The following is a 13,684-nucleotide window of genomic DNA, read 5'->3' as shown; positions in this document are numbered from 1 at the left end:
AAGGATCGGGCCGTCGAGGGGGGTGGCTCGTGAAACGCCGGGTATCGATCGGACTGGCCGTGGTGCTGCTGCTCGCGGTCGTGGCGGTGATCGTCTGGGGGCGCGGGGACGACAGCGCGCAGGGTGGCGACCTGGCCACCGTGCGGGGCGTGATCGGCTCCGAGAAGCAGGCCTTCTTCACCGACCAGCGCGTTGTCGACGCCTTTGCCCGGCACGGCCTGAAGGTCGAGGTCGACACGGCCGGGTCGCGCCAGATCGCAACGACCGTCGACCTCGGGAAGTACGCGTTCGCGTTCCCGTCGTCCTCGCCCGCGGCGCAGAAGATCCAGCGTGACCGCAAGGTGACCACGGTCTACACGCCGTTCCAGTCGCCGATGGCGATCGCCACCTTCGAGCCGATCGTCGCGCTGCTGAAGGCGAACGGCGTGGTGCACAGGGGCGCCGGCGACTACGACGTCCTCGACGTCGCGAAGTACCTGGACGTCGCGAAGGCGGGCACGCGCTGGGACCAGCTGCCCGGCAACACCGCGTACCCGGCCCGCAAGAACGTCCTGGTCACGACCACCGATCCGCGCGAGTCGAACTCCGCGGCGATGTACCTGTCGATCGTCTCGTTCGTGGCCAACGGCAACACCGTCGTCAGCACGCCGGACCAGGAGGCGAAGGTGCTGCCGTCGGTGTCGAAGCTGTTCCTGGACCAGGGGTACACCCAGAACAGCACCGAGGGGCCGTTCGAGGACTACCTGTCCGCGGGCATGGGCAAGACACCGCTCGCGCTGATCTACGAGTCGCAGTACGTCGACCGCGTCGTCCGCGGCGACGGCTCGATCCGGCCGGACATGCGGATGATCTACCCGGCGCCGACGGTCTATTCGAAGCACACGCTGGTGCCCCTGTCCGGCGACGGCGACAAGGTCGGACAGCTGCTCGCGACCGACCCGGAGCTGGGCAAGCTCGCCGCGACGTTCGGGTTCCGCACCACCGACCCGAAGCTCTTCGCCGACGTCGGTGCCCAGGCGCACGCGCCCGCCGATCTGGTGGACGCCGTCGAGCCAACGTCGTTCGAGACCCTGGAGCGTCTGCTCGACGCCGTCGGCAAGCAGTACTGACATGGACGAATTCACCCTGACGCCGCCGGAGCCGGTGACGGCGATCCCGGCCGAGCGGGCCGCCGGGCTCATCACCCTCGGCGAGGACACGCGGTCGGAAATCACCGTTCGCGCCGGGAAGTTCGCCGAACGGCTCGAGGCGCTGGACGTCAAGTCGCCGGAGTTCACCGACCTGCTCGACGAGCTGCTGGCCGTCGGCGAGGCCGACATGCGGGCCGCGGCCGGCGTCGCGGGGGCGATGCTGGACCGCACCAGCCGCGCGCTCACGGCGTCACCCCAGGAACACGTGACGACCAGCCTGACGAGCCTGCGCCGCACGGTCGCCGAGCTGGACCCGGCGAAGCTGCCGCTCACCGGGCGCAAGCTGCTCGGGATGTTCCCGGTCGCGGCGGGCGCCAAGCGCGCGCTGGACCGCTACCGCGCGGCGAACGAGCCGGTCAACGCGCTGGTCGTCGACCTCCGCGGCCGTCAGGACGTCCTGCGCCGCGACAACGCCGCGATCAAGGGCGAGCGCCAGCGGCTGTGGAAGGTGCTGGGGAAGCTCGCCGAGGCGGCCGCCTTCGCCGAGGCCGTCGACAGCGCGATCGAGACCCAGGCCGGGGTCTACGACTTCACCGATCCCGCGCGCGCCAACGCGTTGCGTGGTGACGTGCTGTACCCGATCCGGCAACGGCACCAGGACCTGCTGACCCAGCTCGCGGTCAGCGCGCAGGGCTACCTCGCGCTGGACCTGGTGCGCAAGAACAACGACGAGCTGATCCGCGGCGTCGAGCGGGCGGTGTCGACGACCGTGTCCGCGCTGCGCGTCGCGCTGCTGGTCAGCGGGGCGTTGGCGAGCCAGCGCGACGTCCTGGACGAGGTCGCGGCGCTCCAGGCGACGACCGACGGGCTCATCCGCGCCAACTCCGAGCTGCTGGAGCTGCAGTCCGCGGAGATCCGCAAGGCGAGCAGCGACCCGGCGGTCGCGACCGAGACGATCCGCGCGTCCTTCGACCGGATCTACGCCTCGATCGACGCGATCGACGGGTTCCGCGCCGACGCCGTCCGCACCATGGCGACCACGGTCGAGTCCCTGTCCGGCGAGATCCGCCGGGCCGAGGACCACCTGCGCCGCTCGCACGAGGGGGAAGTATGAAGAAGCTCTTTCTGGTGGCGCTGAGCGCGGTGTTGCTGGCGGGGTGTTCCGACTCTTCTTCATCGGCGCCGCTGGGGGATCCCGAGCCGGGCACGCTCAGGATTCTCGCGGGCAGCGAGCTGGCGGACATGCAACCGGTGCTCGACGAGGCCGAGAAGGCCACCGGCGTCAAGGTCAAGTTCACCTTCACCGGGACGCTGGAGGGCGCCGAGTCGCTGGCGAACGGCAGTGTCGACGGCAAGTACGACGCCGTCTGGTTTTCGTCGAACCGTTACCCGGCGGGGATTCCCGAAGCGGCGAAGCGGCTGGGGAACCAGGTCAAGATCATGAGCTCGCCGGTGGTGCTGGGGCTGTCGGCGTCGTCCGCGCAACGGCTCGGCTGGACGGGGAAGCCGGTCGGCTGGGGCGAGATCGCCGCGCAGGCCGGCAAGAAGGCGTTCACGTACGGGATGACCGACCCGTCGGCGTCGAACTCCGGGTTCTCGGCGCTGGTCGGCGTCGCGTCGGCGCTGGCGGGCGCGGGCAACGCGATCGACGCCCGGCAGATCGCCGCGGTCACCCCGCAGCTGACGCAGTTCTTCAGCGCACAGGCCCTTTCGGCCGGGTCGTCGGGCTGGCTGTCAGACGCGTACACGCGGCGCGCGACCGGCCAGGACCCCGGCCAGAAGGTCGACGGGCTGATCAACTACGAGTCCGTGCTGCTGTCGGCGAACGCGTCCGGGAAGCTGCCGGAGCCGCTCAAGGTGATCTACCCGAGCGACGGTGTCATCACCGCGGATTACCCGCTGACGCTGCTGGCCTCCGCAGGGGATGACGCCCGGTCGGCGCATCAACGACTCGCGGACTACCTGCGCACCCCGGACGTCCAGAAGAAGATCATGGACACGACGCAGCGGCGGCCGGTGGTGCCCGGCGTCGCGCTGGGGTCGCAGTTCGCGCGGCGCGACCTCGTCGAACTGCCGTTCCCGGCGACGCAGCAGGCGGTGGACGCCCTGCTCCAGGCCTACTTCGACAAGATCCGCCGTCCGTCGCGGACCTTGTACGTGCTCGACACGTCGGGTTCGATGGAGGGTGACCGGATCGACGCGCTGCGCACCGCGCTGGCCGGGCTGACGGGCGCGGACAACTCGCTCACCGGGCGGTACCGGCGGTTCCGGAGCCGGGAGGAGGTGACGATGCTGCCGTTCAACACCGGGCCGCAGGCGCCGCGGACGTTCACCGTGCCGGAGCAGGATCCCGCGGCCGAGCTGGCCCGGATCAAGGCGTTCGCCGAAGGCCTGAAGGCCCGCGGGGGCACGGCGATCTACGATTCGCTGTCCCAGGCCTACCGCGTGCTCGAGCCGTTGGCGGCGCGCGATCCCGACCGGTTCACCTCGATCGTCCTGATGACCGACGGGGAGAACGCGAACGGCTCGTCACTGCCGGACTTCCAGGCGTCGTTCGGCTCGCTGCCGCCCGCGATGAAGGGGGTGCCGGTGTTCACGGTCCTGTTCGGCGAGGGTTCGAGCGACGAGCTGACGCAGGTCGCGACCATGACCGGCGGCAAGGTTTTCGACGCGCGAAAGGTCCAGCTTCCCGACGTCTTCCAGGAGATCCGCGGGTACCAATGATGCTGCGTTATCTGGGCTCGACCAAGAACCTCGCCGGCTGCGTCGGCGGGCTCGTCGGCCTGGGGCTGTACCTGACCGGCGTGGTCGGTGCGATCTGGCCGGTGGTCGTGATCGCGCTGTACGCGGTGGGTGCGCTGCTCGCGCCGCCGGAGAAGGTCCGGCTGCTGCCCGACACCTCGGGGGAGCTGCGCGCCTCGTTGGAAACGCTGGTTTCGTCGGTGTCCACCCAGGCGTCGCGCATGCCCACGTCCACTGTGGACACCGTGCGGCGGATCGCGGAAGTGCTGCACGACCTGCTCGCGCAGCCCGCGCGGCTGTCGGCCGATCCGGACCTCCGGCACTCCGTGGTCCGGCTGGTGCGGACCGACCTGCCGCTGTCGGTGGAGACTTTCCTGAACCTGCCGTGGTGGTTCGCGTCCCGGCGGGCCGGGGCGTCGGAAGAGCTGGTGGCGCAGCTGGGTTTGCTCGAGGCGGAGGCGCACCGGATCGCCGAGCGGTTCTACTCGGCGGACGTCGACCGGCAGGCGGACCACACGCGCTATTTGCGGGATCGTGACGCCTGATTCCTTGCTGTGTCAGGGTTTCCTGGTTGTACCCGTGTGAGTGATGTGTTCGAACGGGCGTTCGAGTAGCTTCGGGGGAGCAGGTCAACTCCGGCGAAGGGAAAGCTATGAGCGCGTACCGAGTTTCGGCAGGGTCAGGGTCATCGCCGCGGTGGTCAGCCAGCTCAGCAGATCGGTCAGGGGAATGCGGGAAAGCCGTTCCGGCCATTCCTCCGCCACGGTGTGGAGCACGAGTTCGTCCTGCCGCGGCTCCACCTTCGTCAGCTTTATCCCGGGCGGGAGTTCCGGCAGCGGAAGCACGATGGGGCGGAAGCGTGCCGGTGGTTTCAGCTGCCGGCGTCCGATGTGGAGGGTGCGCGGCACGAGCACAACGGCGTCGTCCTCCACCCGGGCCTCCAGGGTCAGGTGGCCCCACTGCGGGCGCTTGGCCCAGTGGATCTGGAGCAGCCCGCTTTCGGCCGGCGCGGCGACGATCCCGGGGCGGACTGCCGCCACCCGTTCGCGCAGCACGTCCGCGGACACGGCGATCCGCAGCTCGACCCGAGCGGGAATGGCGGCCGGCGTGGGCAGCGAGCGGAGGCGGACGTCCTCGGCGAGCACGGTGACCCGCTTGAGGAGGATGCTGCTCTGCTCACCGGTCTCGTCCGCGGGCTCGGGCCAGTCGACGTCCTCGGCGACGATGCGCACGTCGCCGACGCGTCCGGTGGCCAGTCGAAGGGTGTCGGCCGGGTAGTGGAGTTCGGTGAGCGTGAGGCCGACTTCACGGCCGTCCACCTTGGTGGTCAGCCGCCGGCTGACGAGCTGCTCGGTGACGCTCCGCAGCACGGCGGCGGGGGTGACGGGAACGTTCGGCAGCAGCGAACGCCCGGCCGCGGCCAGCCCGGCCAGCTCAGGCCAGGGAGCCCAGCCGTCGAACCATCTGCCGTCACTCATCCGTCCAGTGTCGCCGAAACGCCCACCGGCCGCTGAAGCCGGGTCGCGGCACGAACGAGTGAGAGGGGGTCCTCGAAGCGAAGGGCCTTGGTGACCAGCCCGAACGCTCAGGCGGGCTTTCGTCAGCCACCAGTGCGGTGGGAGAACTGCTGTCCGCCGAACTCGTGCTTCGTGGACCGCGCACCGCGGCCGTTCGTCGTGCAAACGATGCACCGTCGGCGCTGAGCACCGAAGGACTTGCTGTTTGCAGCGGTAAGAAAGTCGTGAAGTGAAGCCAGATCACCCGATCTGGCCACTCGCACCATCAGCCGACCTACCGCCGTTCACCGTCAGGTGGTCACCCGAGTGGGGTGCCACCTGCCGTCACCGGAGGGGGCGGTGACGGCAGGTGGCCGTTCAGGGGTGTCGGCGGGCGGCGGCCGACCATTACCGGCCGGCGAAGCGGGCGATGATGCCCGTGACGACCAGCCAGAACACCGCGGCCAAGCCGAAGTCCAGGATCACGGCGAGGCTGGGGTTGCTCACCGGGAACAGGCCGGGCCAGAACAACGCGAGAGGAACCGCCAATGACTTGATGAAGACGAAGAAGGAGTTACCGGCATTCGCGCCGGCGAGCACCATGATCATGTAGAGAACTTCGATCCCCGCGAAGATCGCGCCGATCGCCGTGATGACCCGCACGGCCGTGTTCCGTCGAGTGGTGGTTCGCCAAGGAGACATGCCGCCGAAATTCCCGGATGGGGTGGCCCGTCAAACGCTTCAAGGCCCAGATTGCGCCGTTTGGCCGCTGTTATTGCTCTCCGCTCGGTAACGGGCACGCTCAGTGAGTCAGGGTCGGTGTGCCCTTTTTTCGCCGAGCAACCGCGCGATCGCCCAGTCCTGCACCGCGACCCCGACGGACTTGAACACCGTCCGCCCGCCGGCCACCGGAGGCTCCTGAAGCGCCTTTCCCAGTTCCACCAACGAGTCCCGCGGAAGCAGGCCGTTGTCCACGGCGTGGATCACCTCGCCGGCCTCCTCGATGGCGGCATCGATCTGGTCCACCACAACACAGCCGGCCGTCGCGAGCAGCTCGGCGGGGAGCTCCCGCATGGACGGCAGGTACGAACCGATCGCGTTGACGTGGACGCGTTCCGGCAGGGCGTCGACGTCGAAGAGAGGAGTGGCCGATGAAGTAGCACAACACACGATCTCCGCGTCGGAGACCGCGTCCTCGACGCTCGGCGCCACGCGCACGCCGGGGAACTCCGCCCGCATCCGGTCGGCGAACTCGGTCGCCCGAAGCCGGGAGCGTCCGAACACCGTCACCTGCCGCACCGGGCGGACCGCCGCCACCGCGCGGATCTGGTCCGCGGCCTGGGCGCCGGTGCCGAGCACGGCCAGCCGGCTCGCGTCCGGTGGTGCCAGCAGGTCGGTGGCGACGCCCGACACCGCGCCGGTGCGCAAGGTGGTCACCTCGATCGCGTCGGCGACCAGCTGCGCCTCGGGGGTGTTCCACACCAGCGTCCCGAGGATCATCGGGTCGCGGCCGGCGACGAGGCTGAGGGTCTTCACCGCCGTCCGGCCGGTGGGGGTGTGGCAGGCACTCATGACGAGCGTCGTGCCGCCGTCGAACGACAGGCGCTGCGGCACCTCGAAATGGCCCGCGGCGAGGTCGAGGAAGGCCTCCCGCACCGCGTCCACGGCGGCCGGCATCGGCACGGCCGCTCGGACGTCGTCGGCGTCCAGCATGCTTCGGCACCCCTCGTGGTCGGTGGCCGCTAGCCTGGCCGAGTGCCCGATGCCACGCAAGATCCACCCGTCGAAGACCAGCGGTTCCTCCGTGACGACTGGTACGGCGAGGAGATCACCGGACGGCACTACGCGCGCTGCGAGTTCCACGAGGTCGACCTCTCCGAGGCCGTCACCCGGAACTCGACGTTCACCGACTGCGTGTTCGGCAACGTGCGCTTCAACGCGTCGCGGCACGCAGATTCGGCCTTCACCGGCTGTGCCTTCAAGCGGTGCAACTTCTTCGACGCCGAGTTCACCGGGTGCAAGCTCGTCGGGGCCACGTTCAGTGAATGCGAGCTGCGGCCGCTGCGGGTCACGGGCGGCGACTGGTCGTTCGCCGGGCTGGCGGGCGCCGACCTCCGGTCGGCCGCCTTCCACGGGGTGCGGATGCGCGAGGCCGACCTCACCGGGGCGAACTGCGCCGACGCGGTGTTCGCCGACGTCGACCTGTCCGGGGCGATGCTGCACGCCGTCAAGCTGCCGCGCGCCGACCTGCGGGGCAGCGACCTCTCGGCGCTCGACCCGGTGAACGCCGAGCTGGCCGCGGCGATCGTCTCGCCGGAGCAGGCTGCGGTGCTCGTCACGTCGCTGGGGCTGCGGGTCCGGGCGTAGGCTCACCCGCAGCAGGAAGGGAGTGCCGGATGGGTGTCGTGACACCGGGGTTCCAGGGGCGTGCCCGCAGCGGCAACCCGCGCCTGCCACCCGGCCAGTACCTGGCCGAGGACTTCCCGGTGCTGTCGGCGGGCCCGACGCCGCGCGTGCGCACCGAGACGTGGGAGTTCACGGTCACCACCGAGACCGGTGAGAAGCACGCCTGGAGCTGGGCCGAGCTGATGGCCCTCCCGAGCGAGAAGTTCACTGTGGACATCCACTGCGTCACCCAGTGGTCCAAACTGGACACGCGGTGGCGCGGCGTCCCGGTGGACACCCTGATCGGCGGGCTCGACACGGCGGCCGACTACGTGATGGTGCACTCCTACGGCGGGTACACCACGAACCTGCCGCTGGCCGACCTGCTCGACGGCCAGGCCTGGGTCGCCTACGAGTACGGCGGCAAGCCGCTCACCCCCGAGCACGGCGGCCCGGCGCGGCTCGTCGTACCGCACCTGTACTTCTGGAAGTCCGCGAAGTGGGTGCGCGGGCTGGAGCTGAAGACCCGGGACGAGCCGGGCTTCTGGGAGAACGTCGGCTACCACGACTACGGGGATCCATGGCGCGAACAGCGGTATCAGGGCGACTAGCGTGGCGGGTCGCCCGCCTGGCCGAGTTCCGCGACGAGACCCCCACGGCCCGCACGCTGGTGTTCGACCTGCCCGGCTGGCCAGGGCACCTCGCGGGACAGCACGTCGACGTCCGCCTGACCGCCGCCGACGGCTACCGAGCGCAGCGCAGCTACTCGCTCGCCGCCCCGGCCGACGGCGACCGCGTCGAGCTGACCGTGCAGCGCGTCCCCGGCGGGGAGGTGTCCGAGCACCTCGCCGGCCCGTACGCGATCGGCGACCCGGTCGAGATCCGCGGCCCGGTCGGCGGCTGGTTCGTCTGGCGCCCCGCCGACCCCGAACCGGTGCTGCTCGTCGCCGGCGGTTCGGGCATCGTCCCGCTGATGGCGATGGTCCGCGCCCGCCGCGCCGCGGGCGTCCGCACGCCGTTCAAGCTGATCTACTCGCTGCGCACCCCGGCCGAGCTGTACTACGCCGAAGAACTGCGCAAGCCGACCGCGGGCCTGGACGTCACCTACGTCTACACCCGCGAACTACCGGACGGCCGCGAGGGAATCCCGCGCCGCATCGACGTGGCAACGCTCAACACGGCAGCCTGGCCCGCCGAGTTCGGCGCGACCTCCTTCGTCTGCGGCCCGACGGGTTTCGTGGAGACGGTGGCGGACATCCTGGTCGCCCTGGGCCACGACCCCCACCGCATCCGCACGGAACGCTTCGGCCCCAGCCGCGACTGACATCCCGTCGGCCACTGAGTGACCCGGCCGCGCAGCCCCGCCGACGCCGGGCGTCGAGGACTCTCGAGACCCGGCCGGGCCGCCACCTGCCGCGATCGACCCGTGCTGTCGACGACGCTCGAGCAACCGGGCCGCGCCGGGTCCGACCGCACCACCCCGACGGCACCGGGTGCCGAAACCCAGCCGCGACGGGGAAAGCCTCCAGCGCCAGGTGCGGAGGCCGCCAGCCGGCCGCGACTGACCGGCCCGCTCACGTGGGGGTGCCGGGTCTGCCGTTCTCCTCGGCCGAGCCGAGCCTTGGCCGCGCTGCGCGACCCGCCGGCGCCGGGGCGCGGGACAACGGTGCCCAGCCGCGGCCGAGCGACCCGACACAGCCGTGGCTGAGCGACTCGACACAGCCGGGGATGCCGGATAGTGGCGCCTCGGCCGTGGCTGAGCGACCCGACAAAGCTGGGCTGCGGGATAGCGACGCTGCGGCTCGACAGCGCCGGGCGTGCGGCTCCCCGGCCGAGGCTGAGCGACCCGCCGTCGCTAGGAATGTGAGACAGCGGCGCGCCAGCCGGGGCTGAGCGACCAGACAAAGCCCGGGGCTGCTGCGCCTTGGCCACGGCTGAGCGACCAGACAGCGCCAGGCGTGCGGGCCAGCGGCGCGCAACCCCGGCAAAGATCAACCGAGCCGCACAACCAGTTCCTTAGGCGCTGTCGGGCCGAGACAGCAGTTCCCGCAGGGTCGCCAGCAGCTCCCGGCGATCCGCGGCGCCCAGCTTCCCGCGGATGCGGGGCTGCGACGCCCCGGCCACGGCTGAGCGACCAGACAGCGCCAGGCGTGCGGGACAGCGGCGCGCAACCCCGGCAACGATCAACCGAGCCGCACAACCAGCTCCCTAAGGACTATCGGGCCGAGACAGCAGTTCCCGCAGTGTCGCCAGCAGCTCCCGGCGGTCCGCCGCGCCCAGCTTCCCGCGGATGCGGGCCATGTGGTGCTCCACCGTCTTGCCCGAGATGAACAGCTTGCTGCCCGCCTGCTTGTACGTCAGCCCCTCGACCACCAGGCGGGCCACCTCGAGCTCACGCTCGCTCAGCGCCGCCAGGCCGGTGCCCGAGGACGTCGGTTCCGCGGCACCCGCCTCGCGGCGGAGGCCTGTTCCCTGGAACTGGCGGGCCGCCTCCAGCAGCTGGACCATCGCCTTGCGGTCGGACGTGCGGATCGCCGCCTGGCCGGCCAGGCGGGAGGCGTCCCAGCACAGCCCCAGGTCGTGCAGCTCCGCGGCGGCCGCCGAGATCTCGTCCGGGTCGAACGTGCCGCCGAGGACGGTCAGCCAGCCCTTCGCCGCCGCGGCCAGGGCGCTCGGGTGGCGGCCGCAGTGGGCGTGCGCGGTCAACGTCGCCAGGTGCGCCTTCGCGGCTTCGGCGTCCTCCAGCGTGATCGCCGCGTGCAGCTCGTGCCAGACCAGCGAGACCGTCCACAGTGGAGGTTCGCCGAGCCGGGTCAGCAGCGTGTGGGCGCGTTCGAGCTGGCCGGCCAGCTTCGCGTGGGTGCCCGTGCGGGCCGCCGCGATCGCCAGCTCGCCCAGCGGCAGCAACGTGAACAGGTCCGTCTGCTGCCGCATCGACGCCTGGTACGCGCGGGCCCACGACCGCTGCAGCCCGACCAGGTCGCTGGCCCGACGGGCCAGGCCGAGCTCGAGCGTCGCGAAGAACAGTTCGTCACGTGCTTCCAGCGTGTGGCCCGAGACGGCGTCGCGGTGTTCCGCGGCGGTCGCCAGGTCGCCCGCGGTCATCGCCACCCAGCCCAGCAGCAGCCGGTGCCGCACGGCGAGGAGGTCGCCGCCGATACGGCCCTGCAGGGCGCGGCTCAGCACCGACTCGGCCAGCGCCAGCTCACCGGTGTGCAGGGCGGCGAGCGCGGCCAGCGCCGCGGGGCTGTCCGGCAGCAGCGTGCCGCCCAGCGCCGGTTCCAGCATCGCCGCCGCGCCGAGCAGGGTGGACAACGTCTCCGTCGCGCAGCCGGACACCGAATCGACGATGCCGCGGGCCATCCGGGTGGCCGCGCCGGCGAACAGCGTCGGGGCGAGGCCGGGGGCGGGGGAGTCGAGCAGCCGGCGGGCGCCCTCGACGTCGCCGGTGCCGACCAGCGCCGTCGCCGCGAACGCGTTGGTGCCGCCGCTGCCCGCCGCGAGGTGCACGCCGGCACCGGCGGCCCACTGGTAGAGCTCCGCGCCGCGGGCCAGCTCGCCGCGGTGGGCCAGCACGGTGGCCGCGATCTCCGCGCCGGCCGCGCGGCTTTCGGCGTCGGCGGCGCCGAGCATCCCGTCGCCGAGGCGCAACGCCGTGTCGAGGTCGCCGGACAGGCCCGCCGCGCGGGCCCAGCCCGCCGTGACGGCCGGGCCGCGCTCGCCCGCTTCCGCGGCGGCTTCGAAGAGCTGCGTGGCCAGGCGGGCGTCCGTCGGCAGGGCTTCGGCGGCGGCCGCGGCGAACGCGGCCGCCGCGGACGCGCCGGTGCTGCCCGTGCCGAGGAGGGACCGCGCCAGGTCAAGCACCGGGAGACCGTTCGCCAGCTGCAGCTCGACCAGCCGCTGCACCGTCGTCAGGCGCCGGGCGGGCGGCCCGAAGTCGCGGACGGCGCCCGAAGCCAGCGGCAGCAACGTGTCGTCCGGGGCGAGCAGCCCGGTCGCGCGGGCGCCGTCGACGATCCCCGGCAGCTGGTCGGGCGTGCGGTCCAGCAGCGCGCACAGCAGGTCGAGGTTGCGCCCCGCACCGGCTTCGGCGGCGATCAGGTAGTGCAGGACGTCGTCGTCGAGCTCGTCGAGCTCGGGCCGGAACTCCTCCAGCCGCCCGAGCAGCGCGCGCTCGGCCAGCCGGGGCACCCCGCCACTGCCGGCGTGCAGCTCGGCCACGGCAGCCGGGTCGGCCGGCTTGCCGGTCACCGTCTCGACCAGCCGCGCGAGGTCTTCGACGCCGAGCGGGCCCAGCTGCACCAGCGTCCAGCCGGGCGCGATCGCGGCCGGCCGGTGCGCGACGACGATCGGCCCCTCGGCGCCGGCCAGCAGTTCTTCGAGCTGGTCGGCGCCCAGCCGGTCGGCGTCGTCGACGAGCAGGGCGTTCGCGCCGGCCTGCCGGTAGACGCGGGCGAGCGCGGCGAGCAGCACGCTCTTGCCGTAACCACCGGGGGCGACGACGGCGACCCGCAGCGGCGCGCCCGGGTCGGCGGCGACCTGGTCGAGCAGCTGCCGGGCCGCCGGGTGCACGGGGACGGGGTGGAGCGGGGCGGCCTGCGTGAGCAGTGTGTTCAACAGTGACCTTCACCGGAGGGGGCGCCGGGAGCGGCGCAGTGGCTCGGGGTGGACTGGCTCGGGGTGTGGGACTGGTCGGGGCCGGCGGTGGCTTCGCGGGCGGTGAGGGTGATCAGCACGGCGGAGATGGCCGCGGCGAGCACGAGGACCGCGGCGGCGAGCGGGCGCCGGCGCCGGAAGAGGTCCATCGGGCCGCTGCGCTCGGGCAGTTCGAACGGCGTGATCTCGACCGGCGGCCGGGGTGGCCGCTCGCCGAGCTCACCGAGCGTGTCCACCCGGGGGAGCAGGGTGGTCTCGACGGCCGGGGGTTCCTGGGGGGTGGCCCGGTGGTCCGCGCGCAGCCCGGCGAGGGCGGCCGCGCCGAGCGCGGTGGTGGCCGGCGGAACCGGTCCCGCGAACATCGGGCACGGCGGCCGGGCGGGCAGCGCGTGCGGCGGGACGTCGCCGCAGAACACCACGCCGGCGAGCCCCTTCGGGGACATCGAGGCGGTGCCCGTTAGCGCGAACAGCGTGCTCAAAGCGGCAGCGGGGGAGACGCCTTCGGCACTCGCCCCGATCTGCCAGCCGTTCGCGGCGGTCGGCGTCGCGAGGCTGACGTTCACGCCGTCGGCGCCGAACTCGCACACGCCGGCGGCGGTCACGCCCGGGCCGGGTACGGGCAGGTGCGCGCCGAGCGCCGCGATCGAGCCGGGGACCAGCGTCACCGCCGTGAACCCGGCGTCGGCCAGGGCCCTTCGCAGCACGTCACGGCGGTAGCCGCCCCAGTCGCCGGGGTGGGTCAGCACCAGGTGGCGCGGGCGGCCGCCGAACTGGTTCTCCGCGTGCTCGGCGATGCCTTCGACGAGCACCGTGGTCAGCGTTTCGGGCGGGAAGGACTCGCCTTCGACGACCATCGGCACGTCGTCGCCGATCCGCCGGTGGAAGCCGGTGAGCAGCCGGGACGGGACCCGGGCGCCCGCCTGGGCCGCCGCGTCGCCGGTCAGCAGGTACCCCTCGTCGTCCAGGAACAGCGCGGACGCCGCGGCGGGGGACCGTTCACCCAGCCAGAGCAGCTCGGGGTCACTCCAGCCGGGGCCGTGACGGTGGCAGATCGCGGCGTGGGTCCGGCCCGGTGCCACATCGATCCCGAGGACGTAGGGCAACGGCGCTTCCTCCTCACCTCGCGGGGCCGATCGGGGGCTCGAAATCCCCCTAGGGCTCGGGGCATCCTCACCCAAACGGGTTAGTCAATCAAGGGTCTGGAGGGATTTAACCCAACTGAGTGCGTCTCGGATGAGCCCCTAACTCCCTAACGATGACATATCGATCCCCTAT

General features: G+C 72.1%; 12 protein-coding genes. 7 read left to right on the top strand and 5 right to left on the bottom strand.

Going from position 1 to position 13,684, the window contains the following annotated elements; translation table 11 throughout:
• Positions 1–29 precede the first annotated feature (29 nt).
• From ACGFMK_RS20240 to ACGFMK_RS20225, 4 genes are read left to right on the top strand one after another with little or no spacing between them, the layout of a single operon-like run.
• Positions 30–1,109, top strand: a complete 1,080-nt coding sequence (locus tag ACGFMK_RS20240) for a hypothetical protein (protein ID WP_392765143.1) — start codon at positions 30–32, stop codon at positions 1,107–1,109.
• Position 1,110: 1 nt separating this feature from the next.
• Positions 1,111–2,244, top strand: coding sequence for a toxic anion resistance protein (locus tag ACGFMK_RS20235; protein ID WP_392765140.1), 1,134 nt, complete (start codon positions 1,111–1,113; stop codon positions 2,242–2,244).
• A complete protein-coding gene (locus tag ACGFMK_RS20230; protein WP_392765137.1) occupies positions 2,241–3,854 on the top strand; it encodes a substrate-binding domain-containing protein in 1,614 nt (537 codons plus the stop codon). Before ACGFMK_RS20235 ends, ACGFMK_RS20230 begins: the two co-directional genes overlap by 4 nt.
• On the top strand, positions 3,851–4,417 hold the full coding sequence (locus ACGFMK_RS20225) for a hypothetical protein (protein ID WP_392765134.1): 567 nt from the start codon (positions 3,851–3,853) through the stop codon (positions 4,415–4,417). The genes ACGFMK_RS20230 and ACGFMK_RS20225 overlap by 4 nt, the downstream gene beginning before the upstream one ends.
• Positions 4,418–4,522: 105 nt before the next feature.
• Here ACGFMK_RS20225 and ACGFMK_RS20220 read toward each other — a convergent pair whose 3' ends face one another.
• From ACGFMK_RS20220 to ACGFMK_RS20210, 3 genes are all read right to left on the bottom strand, one after another.
• Positions 4,523–5,350, bottom strand: a complete 828-nt coding sequence (locus ACGFMK_RS20220) for a hypothetical protein (protein WP_392765131.1) — start codon at positions 5,348–5,350, stop codon at positions 4,523–4,525.
• A 426-nt stretch (positions 5,351–5,776) separates the two neighbouring features.
• Positions 5,777–6,031, bottom strand: a complete 255-nt coding sequence (locus ACGFMK_RS20215) for a hypothetical protein (protein WP_247061574.1) — start codon at positions 6,029–6,031, stop codon at positions 5,777–5,779.
• A gap of 147 nt (positions 6,032–6,178) precedes the next feature.
• Positions 6,179–7,081 (bottom strand): ornithine cyclodeaminase family protein, encoded by a 903-nt coding sequence (locus tag ACGFMK_RS20210; protein ID WP_392765128.1) that lies wholly within the window; start codon positions 7,079–7,081, stop codon positions 6,179–6,181.
• Between the two features lie 42 nt (positions 7,082–7,123).
• Between ACGFMK_RS20210 and ACGFMK_RS20205 the strand changes: the two genes are divergently transcribed.
• The 3 genes from ACGFMK_RS20205 to ACGFMK_RS20195 are packed head-to-tail and all read left to right on the top strand — an operon-like array spanning position 7,124 to position 9,077.
• On the top strand, positions 7,124–7,735 hold the full coding sequence (locus ACGFMK_RS20205; protein WP_392765125.1) for a pentapeptide repeat-containing protein: 612 nt from the start codon (positions 7,124–7,126) through the stop codon (positions 7,733–7,735).
• Positions 7,736–7,764: 29 nt separating this feature from the next.
• On the top strand, positions 7,765–8,364 hold the full coding sequence (locus ACGFMK_RS20200) for a sulfite oxidase-like oxidoreductase (protein WP_392765122.1): 600 nt from the start codon (positions 7,765–7,767) through the stop codon (positions 8,362–8,364).
• Entirely contained in the window at positions 8,334–9,077 is a 744-nt protein-coding gene (locus tag ACGFMK_RS20195; protein WP_392765120.1) for a ferredoxin reductase, read from the top strand. The genes ACGFMK_RS20200 and ACGFMK_RS20195 overlap by 31 nt, the downstream gene beginning before the upstream one ends.
• A gap of 884 nt (positions 9,078–9,961) precedes the next feature.
• Here ACGFMK_RS20195 and ACGFMK_RS20190 read toward each other — a convergent pair.
• Positions 9,962–12,370: a LuxR C-terminal-related transcriptional regulator gene (locus ACGFMK_RS20190; RefSeq protein ID WP_392765118.1), complete on the bottom strand. Its 2,409-nt coding sequence runs from the start codon at positions 12,368–12,370 to the stop codon at positions 9,962–9,964.
• Positions 12,367–13,512, bottom strand: coding sequence for a molecular chaperone DnaK (locus ACGFMK_RS20185; protein ID WP_392765115.1), 1,146 nt, complete (start codon positions 13,510–13,512; stop codon positions 12,367–12,369). The genes ACGFMK_RS20190 and ACGFMK_RS20185 overlap by 4 nt, the downstream gene beginning before the upstream one ends.
• Between the last annotated feature and the right edge of the window lie 172 nt (positions 13,513–13,684).

It is taken from the genome of Amycolatopsis sp. NPDC049252, from assembly GCF_043197175.1.
Classification (GTDB): Bacteria; Actinomycetota; Actinomycetes; order Mycobacteriales; family Pseudonocardiaceae; genus Amycolatopsis.
This window is presented reverse-complemented; position numbering and strand designations above follow the sequence as displayed.